Genomic DNA, 2981 nt, shown 5'->3' on the forward strand with positions numbered 1-2981 from the left:
ATAAGGTTAAGCTAGAAAGGGCGCACGGTGGATGCCTTGGCACTAGGAGCCGAAGAAGGACGGGACGAACACCGATATGCCTCGGGGAGCTGTAAGTAAGCATTGATCCGGGGATTTCCGAATGGGGGAACCCACCATCCGTAATGGGATGGTATCCATATCTGAATACATAGGGTATGAGAAGGCAGACCCGGGGAACTGAAACATCTAAGTACCCGGAGGAAGAGAAAGCAAATGCGATTTCCTGAGTAGCGGCGAGCGAAACGGAAACAGCCCAAACCAGAGGGCTTGCCCTCTGGGGTTGTAGGACACTCTACATGGAGTTACAAAGGAACGAAGTAGGTGAAGCGGTCTGGAAAGGCCAGCCAAAGAAGGTAACAGCCCTGTAGCTGAAACTTCGTTCTCTCCTGAGTGGATCCTGAGTACGGCGGGACACGTGAAACCCCGTCGGAATCCGGGAGGACCATCTCCCAAGGCTAAATACTCCCTAGTGACCGATAGTGAACCAGTACCGTGAGGGAAAGGTGAAAAGCACCCCGGAAGGGGAGTGAAATAGATCCTGAAACCGTGTGCCTACAAGTAGTCGGAGCCCATTAACGGGTGACGGCGTGCCTTTTGTAGAATGAACCGGCGAGTTACGATCCCGTGCAAGGTTAAGTTGATAAGACGGAGCCGCAGCGAAAGCGAGTCTGAATAGGGCGACATAGTACGTGGTCGTAGACCCGAAACCGTGTGATCTACCCATGTCCAGGGTGAAGTTCAGGTAACACTGAATGGAGGCCCGAACCCACGCACGTTGAAAAGTGCGGGGATGAGGTGTGGGTAGGGGTGAAATGCCAATCGAACACGGAGATAGCTGGTTCTCCCCGAAATAGCTTTAGGGCTAGCCTCGCGGCAAGATTCCTGGAGGTAGAGCACTGATTGGACTAGGGGCCCCCACAGGGTTACCGAATTCAGTCAAACTCCGAATGCCAGAGAATTATCCGCGGGAGTCAGACTGCGAGTGATAAGATCCGTAGTCAAAAGGGAAACAGCCCAGACCATCAGCTAAGGTCCCAAAGTATACGTTAAGTGGCAAAGGATGTGGAGTTGCCCAGACAACCAGGATGTTGGCTTAGAAGCAGCCACCATTTAAAGAGTGCGTAATAGCTCACTGGTCGAGTGACTCTGCGCCGAAAATGTAACGGGGCTAAACGTATCACCGAAGCTATGGCTTGTACCGTATGGTACAGGGGTAGGGGAGCGTTCGAAGTGCAGCGAAGTCAGACCGGAAGGACTGGTGGAGCGCTTTGAAGTGAGAATGCCGGTATGAGTAGCGAAAGACAAGTGAGAATCTTGTCCATCGAAAGCCTAAGGTTTCCTGAGGAAGGCTCGTCCGCTCAGGGTTAGTCGGGGCCTAAGCCGAGGCTGAAAAGCGTAGGCGATGGATAACAGGTTGATATTCCTGTACCACCTCCTTTCCGTTTGAACAATGGGGGGACGCAGTAAGGTAGGGTGAGCGCACTGATGGAATAGTGCGTCTAAGCAGTTAGGCTGTTGGGTAGGCAAATCCGCCCAACGTGAAGGCTGAGCTGTGATGGCGAGGGAAATTTTAGTACCGAAGTCCCTGATCCTACACTGCCAAGAAAAGCCTCTAGTGAGGAAAGAGGTGCCCGTACCGCAAACCGACACAGGTAGGCGAGGAGAGAATCCTAAGATGATCGGGAGAACTCTCGTTAAGGAACTCGGCAAAATGACCCCGTAACTTCGGGAGAAGGGGTGCTCTGATAGGGTTTATCGCCCGAGAGAGCCGCAGTGAATAGATCCAAGCGACTGTTTAGCAAAAACACAGGTCTCTGCGAAACCGCAAGGTGAAGTATAGGGGCTGACACCTGCCCGGTGCTGGAAGGTTAAGAGGAGGGGTTATCCTTACGGAGAAGCTCTGAATTGAAGCCCCAGTAAACGGCGGCCGTAACTATAACGGTCCTAAGGTAGCGAAATTCCTTGTCGGGTAAGTTCCGACCCGCACGAAAGGTGTAACGACTTGGATACTGTCTCAACGAGAGACCCGGTGAAATTATAGTACCTGTGAAGATGCAGGTTACCCGCGACAGGACGGAAAGACCCCATGGAGCTTTACTGCAGCTTGATATTGGATTTTGGTACAGCTTGTACAGGATAGGTAGGAGCCTGAGAAGCCGGAGCGCCAGCTTCGGTGGAGGCGTCGGTGGGATACTACCCTGGCTGTATTGAAATTCTAACCTTGAACCGTGATCCGGTTCGGAGACAGTGTCAGGCGGGCAGTTTGACTGGGGCGGTCGCCTCCTAAACAGTAACGGAGGCGCCCAAAGGTTCCCTCAGAATGGTTGGAAATCATTCGCAGAGTGTAAAGGCACAAGGGAGCTTGACTGCGAGACCTACAAGTCGAGCAGGGACGAAAGTCGGGCTTAGTGATCCGGTGGTTCCGCATGGAAGGGCCATCGCTCAACGGATAAAAGCTACCCTGGGGATAACAGGCTTATCTCCCCCAAGAGTCCACATCGACGGGGAGGTTTGGCACCTCGATGTCGGCTCATCGCATCCTGGGGCTGAAGTAGGTCCCAAGGGTTGGGCTGTTCGCCCATTAAAGCGGTACGCGAGCTGGGTTCAGAACGTCGTGAGACAGTTCGGTCCCTATCCGTCGCGGGCGCAGGAAATTTGAGAGGAGCTGTCCTTAGTACGAGAGGACCGGGATGGACACACCGCTGGTGTACCAGTTGTTCCGCCAGGGGCATAGCTGGGTAGCTACGTGTGGACGGGATAAGTGCTGAAAGCATCTAAGCATGAAGCCCCCCTCAAGATGAGATTTCCCATCACGTTAAGTGAGTAAGACCCCTTAGAGATGATGAGGTTGATAGGTCTGGTGTGGAAGCGTGGTGACACGTGGAGCTGACAGATACTAATCGGTCGAGGGCTTATCCTTAAAATGCATAACGTTTGGAAACGTCGTATCTAGTTTTGAG

Annotated in this window: 1 rRNA gene; it reads left to right on the forward strand. The window is 53.0% G+C overall.

What is annotated here, in order from left to right:
• Nucleotides 1–4: 4 nt before the first annotated feature.
• A 23S ribosomal RNA gene (locus P8610_RS20280) occupies nt 5–2941 on the forward strand.
• Nucleotides 2942–2981: the final 40 nt, after the last annotated feature.

The organism is Fictibacillus sp. UD (assembly GCF_043558025.1).
Classification (GTDB): domain Bacteria; phylum Bacillota; class Bacilli; order Bacillales; family Fictibacillaceae; genus Fictibacillus.